The organism is Moraxella lacunata, assembly GCF_002027545.1.
GTDB lineage: Bacteria > Pseudomonadota > Gammaproteobacteria > Pseudomonadales > Moraxellaceae > Moraxella > Moraxella lacunata.
This window is the reverse complement of the sequence record NZ_MXAN01000022.1, coordinates 24,715-31,723: the sequence shown is the minus strand read 5'-3', so window position 1 is coordinate 31,723 and position 7,009 is coordinate 24,715. Positions and strand designations below refer to the sequence as shown.

Annotated in this window: 5 protein-coding genes; all 5 read left to right on the top strand. The window is 45.6% G+C overall.

Annotated features, from left to right (window positions below):
• Positions 1–212: 212 nt before the first annotated feature.
• The 5 genes from B5J94_RS14330 to B5J94_RS04305 all read left to right on the top strand — a co-directional run bounded on the left by B5J94_RS14330 (position 213) and on the right by B5J94_RS04305 (position 6,814).
• Positions 213–383, top strand: coding sequence for a hypothetical protein (locus B5J94_RS14330; protein ID WP_167346550.1), 171 nt, complete (start codon positions 213–215; stop codon positions 381–383).
• 205 nt (positions 384–588) lie between these two features.
• Entirely contained in the window at positions 589–2,367 is a 1,779-nt protein-coding gene (locus B5J94_RS04320; protein ID WP_143821896.1) for a hypothetical protein, read from the top strand.
• A 176-nt stretch (positions 2,368–2,543) separates the two neighbouring features.
• Positions 2,544–4,643, top strand: a complete 2,100-nt coding sequence (locus B5J94_RS04315) for an EAL domain-containing protein (RefSeq protein WP_228144521.1) — start codon at positions 2,544–2,546, stop codon at positions 4,641–4,643.
• Positions 4,644–4,788: 145 nt separating this feature from the next.
• Positions 4,789–5,724: an AAA family ATPase gene (locus tag B5J94_RS04310; protein WP_062499678.1), complete on the top strand. Its 936-nt coding sequence runs from the start codon at positions 4,789–4,791 to the stop codon at positions 5,722–5,724.
• Positions 5,725–5,773: 49 nt separating this feature from the next.
• Positions 5,774–6,814 (top strand): DUF58 domain-containing protein, encoded by a 1,041-nt coding sequence (locus B5J94_RS04305; protein WP_062499679.1) that lies wholly within the window; start codon positions 5,774–5,776, stop codon positions 6,812–6,814.
• Positions 6,815–7,009 lie beyond the last annotated feature (195 nt).

Here is a 7,009-nt window from a genome sequence, read left to right as displayed (position 1 = left end):
AAATTTTTAATAGACTTCTTTCCAAATCCTGATTTTTATGGATTTTTAAAAACTTCAACCCCAATACTTATAAGGGTTTATTTTTAGTTTGGAAAGAGATTTAATGTTAAATATGGCGTTAAATCAAGATATGGTTAAAATTTAATGCAATGGGGATAAGTTTGCCCCATCTTTCATCATAATTTATTTTTAATTGTAATAAGGATGATATCATGTCAAAAACCACCGAACAACTGACTGAGCGTTTCGATGAATTGGCGGACACCATGCATGATGCCGAAAAAAGCCGTACCCTAGAAGAGCAAGTTGCCTATCTAAAATCCCAAGGCATTGACCCGTCAAAGACTTATGCCAAATGGGATGATGATGAGTCAGAAGAGTAGCTTTGTCTTACCCTAAGCACAGCCAATGATGGTTGTGCTTTTTTGTATGAATTTTTTGTCATAAGCCAAAATGGGTTAAAAATATCCCCAAATGCTGTTTCTGGGGGATTATTGTCGTGGACAGGTGTTAATAGTTTGCTATAATATGAAAATTTATGTTATTAACCCAAATCTTACCTTGCATAAATTTGACTTATGCTAAGTTTTGAGTGGATTATTTGGTAAATTGCCAGCGTCCGTGCTGTATTCGTGGGCGACCACCAAGCCAATTTGTGCAAAGAGACACGATATGATTACCCTGCAAAAATTTGAACGCCTAATTACCGCACCACTGGCACAAAAACCTGTCACATTGACCTACTTTGACCAAACAGGTGCCAATCTTAGCACATGGGCGACCACACTTTCTATCAGACCCAAGCATGAGCAATATACCGAGCTTAGGACAGCTCTTAGTGAAGTGCTGGTCTGTGACATGCATGATGATCAAAAACTGGCACTCATGGATGAGCTGATGGTGGTCGTTGAGCGTGTGGTTGGGCAAATGCATGCTGACTATGTCTATGAGCACCAAAGTCTATCCGATGAACAGCGGTCGTCAGTTCATGAAGTGCGTAGTTTGTACTTTTTGATGATTTTGGTGTATCGCAACATCGCCGTGCGTCATCAGAATGCCGTTGTTTCGGCACATGGCGGTGGCAAGAAGTGGTTAAACAAAATCATGTCCGCCAAGAAGTCGGGTGTGCTTACTGCCGAGCGTGACATCTTTATTTATGCCGTACACCAATTTATGGTGCTGTATGTCAAGCTTTTGATGGAGTATGCTTTAACTTACCAAAAAGCCCCCAAGGTCATCTGGCGGGAGGTGAATACTTGGTATCTGACCACGCTCAATCTGGGAGTTTGCCACGAAAGCATTCAAGATTTTGACAAAAATTATCCCAAGACATCCATTCATGACAGATACATGCAGGCGTGCGGAGCAAGTTTTGGTAACTTTTTTGCTTACCGCCGTCAGGACATCTTAAATGCCTTTAAAGTGTTGCCTTTGTGGGTAAAATATTTTAAAACAACCTTTGATGCCAATCCTGAGTTTCGGGTATTTGTCAATCTACAAGGTGCTGAACCGCCTGAGGTCATCACGCCATACGCATCGGTCAATCCGTACAGTGATGAGCATCGCTGTTTGTTTTTTGATTTAGAAGGCTTTACACGACACATGGAACAGGTGTCATCAGGCGAATACATAGATGGCACGGCACAGTCGTTGTTTGAGATGCGATTTGCTAAGATGGTGCTACTTGCCTTTGAACAGCGGGCATCGCATGAAAGACAAGGCGGAGGTCATGAGAGAAGAGCTGAGCTGCTCGTTGGGTTTGCATCTATTTTCAATGAAATCTCGGGCGGTCAAAATCTGTCCAACGTCATCCGAGAGCGGGGGTTGCCTGCTGATTTTCATGTTAAAATCAGTGCATCCGCCATTGGCATGGTCGCCCCCAAAGAGATTGTTAAGGTGAGCTACAAAAATGAAGCAGTGGCTCGTTTTCGCTTTGGTGAGGAGGGGGTGGATGAAAAAGAAGAAGCTCTGCCATCTCGTCCACTCATTCATTTGTATGGGCTTTTTGCCTTAAAATCGGCGGTCTCTACCAATAAAAATCCGTGGCGTCTGGGCATGGCACATTGGGTGGAAAAATCAGATAATTCGGTGGCAGTGGATGGACGATTTTTGGGTCGGGTGCTGATGGCAGTCGGCATTCGCTTGCGTAAACAAGACGGCAGAAGTCAAGAGTTTGTCCATGCACTGTTGGTGGATGGCGATGGGCTCAATGAGCAAAGCACGCTCATCATGCCCCGTTATCATTTTAAAGTGGGGGATTATGTTGTTCTGCGTATTGACACCAAAGAGATGGAGTTAAGGTTAGAACGCAACCTTTTGACCACCGATGAGATTGAACAATACCAAATCGTGCGTTTAAATGGCTAATTAACCAAATATTTGCTATAATATGGCAGTTCTTTGAATTTCCTTGATATTAGCCTTTATCATAATTTGTAACGTTTTGTAAAAATATTTCAAAACGTTACAAATTGGTACAAATATTGCAAACACTTTTGGGTGAACCAACGCCAGCCTGTCCGCATCGCTTTTTAACATACTATATGTCTATGAAAAAAAATATCTTAAACCTGTTGTTTATTGATGAAGAGCAACTTTATGCCGAGCATCTTATCAGCCACTTATCAGAATATTTTGATGAGGTTAATTTGGGCTTTTGGGATGAAAAGGCGGAGTTTGTCAAATCCTTACGCCAAGAATGGGATGTGCTTGTTTTCCATCGTGCCTATGACATGAACTTTACAGATGTCGTGGGTATCTTACAAGAAGAGCAGATTAATTTGCCAGTCATTCATTTGGTGCAAAGCAATGAACAGGCGAGCCTAAATGAGCATGGTAACCCCGAGGTGGTGCATGGCGACATGATAAAGTCATTGGCAAAAGGGGATGACAGACTCATTGTCTCTGCCATTTGTTTGCAGACGGATTATGTGCGTGCCAAACGTCAAACTACTCATCTAAAAGCCATCTTAAAAGAGGCTGAACAACGTGCCAATATTCTGATTAAAAACTCAAAGTCTGCCGTGGCATACATTGACCAAGGCGTGCATATCTTTGCCAATGACCCTTATTTGGAGATGTTTGGCTATAACAGCATGGAAGAGATTATTGGTGTGCCAGTGGTAGATTTGATTGCTGGTGGCGATAACGTTAAAGGCTTTAAACAGTTCTTACGCAAATTTGACAAGGGCGACCGCTCACAGGTGGAATTTGCTTTTGAGAGTAAACGTACCGATGGCTCAACCTTTGCCTCAAAATTACAACTGGCGGCAGCGACCTTGGACGGCGAACCTGTCACGCAGATGATTATCCAACAGAACGAGAATAACAGTGCTGAGCTTGCCAAAAAACTTGCCGAAGCGGAGCGTCAAGATGCTCTAACAGGTCTGCCAAACCGTCTTGCCTTTACCGAATCATTAGACAGCGTGCGTGAAGAGGTGGTAAGGGGTGACATTAAGTCCGCCGCCTTGTTGTATATTCGCATGGATGGTGTGGGCAAGATTCATTCAAGTACAGGCTTGGCAGGAGTGGATACCGCAGTCAAGCAGGTAGCATGGGCACTTGATGAGACCGCCAAACAGCTTCATGGGACGGGTGTGAGTCGTTTTAGTGACACAAGCTTCGCTTTGGTGGTAGAAGAGATTAATAAAGATGGGGTGGTAACACTGGCTCAAAAGCTCTTAGAGCGTATCACTAACTTACTCATTGAGGTGGGCAGTCGCACCGTTACTGCCAGTTTGTCTGTGGGTGTGGTGATGATGGATGGTAATGCCCCCGAGTCAAGTGTAGTACTAAGTCGTGCCATGGATACCGCCCATGAGATTAACCCTGACGATGAAGATGCTAAGATTAAGGTCTTTGACATCAGTACCATCGCAGGTGAGGATGATGCGGTGATGGCGGAGTACATCCAGACTGCCTTAACTCAAAATAAATTTATCCTTAGATATCAGCCGATTTATGACATTGATACTGACAGTAGCAGTCTGTTCGAGGTATTCATTACCTTGCCACAGGCTGACGGCACAGAGATGACCTATGATAAATTGGCTTCGATTGCCAAAAAGCACAATCTGCTTGAAAAGATTGACCGTTGGATGCTTATTAATGCCAGTAAGCACTTGGCAAACACTCGCCAAAGCGAGCCAACCGCACGCCTGTTGGTGGGTCTATCATCAGCGTCATTGGCAGATACCAATCTATCAGGTATTGTCACTCAGCTGACCCGAGCCATTGGTGGTGGTAGTGATGTGCTGACATTGCAGTTTAGTGAGCAGGATTTGGTGGATTATATGGCGGTCGCCAAACGTCAGTTCATTGCCCTTGCCAACATTGACTGCCCTGTGGGTATGAATGGTTTTGGCGTAACTGCCAAATCCGCCGAAGTGCTGGACTATCTGTCGCCCAACATGGTACGTCTCGCTCGTAGCTATACCAAGGACTTAGACAGAGAGGCGAACTTGACCGCTCTGCAAGGGCTGATAAATACAGCGACCGAAAAAGGGGCAAGCACGCTCATGCCATATATTGAAGAGGCGTCCACCATGTCCATGGCATGGTCGGTGGGGGCAAGATATCTGCAAGGCGACTATCTGCAACCTGCCAATACTGAGATTACTTTCCCGCCCCCTGCTGAAGAGTAACTGCCATAACAGCGAACACCCAACAGATGATTGGGTGTTTTTTTTGTGTAAAATCTCACTACAATAACGCTTGTCATACAAATAATTTTTAAAAAATTGGTATAATTGTTGGTATTTATCAAAATATTTTTTATTCGAGTGTCTCATGTCACACATCCAGCCCAAAATCCAAATCCTACTTGATAAACTAAACCAAATCGTCCTTGACAAAGAAGAGGCCGTGACCCTTGCCGTGTCCTGTATTTTAGCGGATGGGCATTTGCTATTACAAGACTTACCTGGCATGGGCAAGACCACGTTGGCACACAGTCTTGCCATCTTGCTGGGGTTGGATTTTAACCGTGTGCAGTTTACCAATGACATGCTTCCTGCTGATATTTTGGGGATGATGATATACAACCAAAGCGAGCAGAGTTTTAGTTTTAGAAAAGGAGCGGTGTTCACTCAGTTACTGCTTGCCGATGAGATTAACCGTTCGAGTCCCAAAACGCAGTCGGCACTGTTGGAGGCGATGGAGGAGGGGCAAGTAACCCAAGATGGACAGACATACGCTCTGCCCAAGCCATTTTTTGTCATCGCAACTCAAAACCCCGCCCAACAATCGGGCGTATATCCACTGCCTGAATCACAACTTGACCGCTTTTTGATGTGTGTCTCGCTGGGCTATCCATCACCCAAAGCCGAGCGTGAACTGCTAGAAGGGCGAGACCGCCGAGCGATGATGGGCGAGCTTACCTCGATTTTAACTAGTGAAGAAGTGATACAAGCTCAGCGAGAAGTCAAAGACATCTACATCGCCCCTGTGGTGCTAGACTACCTACAAAAACTGGTTGCCAAGACCCGTTCAAGCCAAGAATATCACGGCTTATCCCCCCGTGGCGTGTTGGCGTTAAAGCGTGCCTGCCAAGCCTATGCCTATGTATCAGGACAGGACAATGTGGCGATAGTTGACGTGCAGGCGGTGTTCTCGGCGGTGGCTGACCACAGACTGGGACAACGGTTTGTGCCGTTTCATCATTTGGGTGGTTTGACCGAGATGACCATTGCCAGACGTATTTTGGACGAAGTGGCGATTGATTGATGGCTGATTTGTCATTTGTCATCAACCTAATCAATCTATCCGTATGCCCATGAAATCATCTGCTCATCGCCTAACCCACCCACTGACTCATCCCATAAAGAACAAGCTCAATGAGTTCTTTGCCAGACGCTCACCACGCAAAGACGTGGTGTCGCTCGGACTGCATAATGTCTATATCTTTTTTAGCCGTCAAGGACTGCTGTTTGCCTTGCTACTCATCGCCACTTTTGTGACGGGGGTCAATTATGGTAATAACTTGGTACTGGGGCTGTGCTTTTACCTGTTCGGCATTTGGCTCGTGACCGTGTTTTATACCTTTGTGCAGGTGGCGAGCATTGATGTGCGGTTTGTTGAGTCCAGCCTGTCTGAGACAGGGTCGATAGGTTATGTGACTTTGGAGCTGTCCACCAGAAGTGGTAAGGCATCGCGGCAGATAGAAGCGGTGTTTGATGATAAGCATGAGATTATCCAAAAAATGCTCAAAGGTCAGGCACGAGAAGACTTTATGAATGCTCGCACCATCATCACGCCAACGCTGGGCAAATCGGTACTGGTCAGATTACCCGTCTATACGCCCACTCGGGGGGTCATGACCTTGCCCCGTCTGGTCATCAGCAGTCGTTATCCGCTCGGGGTCATGCGTGCGTGGGCGTATGTGCATTTGGCAAGTCCGATGTTTGTACATCCTAAGCCTATCCCCTTTGATTGGCAAAATGACAAGCGAGCGGTGGCAAGCGAGAGTGATGAGCGAAGTGCCATTAGTGTGGCAGGGCAAAGCGACTTTGAGATGTTGGATGAATACCAAGAAGGCGAGAGTCTGGCACGGGTGTCATGGTCGCACGTGGCACGGGGGGCAGGCATGCTTACCAAGCACTTTGGCGACTCGCTTGGGCGTGAGTGGTGCTTAGATTATGATGACATGCCATCAGGCTCGCATGAGATGCGTCTTAGTGAGCTGACCCATGCAGTGCAAGCCATCGCCACACAGGGCATGCCCTTTATGCTTGTGCTACCGAGTGGGGCAGGCAAGATAGGCGTGGGTGATGAGTTTGTCCGTCAATGCTTGCTAAGACTTGCCAAAGAGCCTTGATGGGTTTTTGGCTGTTTATATTATCCATTTTAAAACCGTTTTAAAATCATTTAAAAAGTATTTTAAATTATTCTATTTATAAACAAGGGTTTGGTTTGATGGATTGATGATACACCTAACAAACTTGATATTTACCACAGGCTTTGTAGGGACTGGCTCCGCACGTCCTTTGATAACACACCAATTTTTATAGGC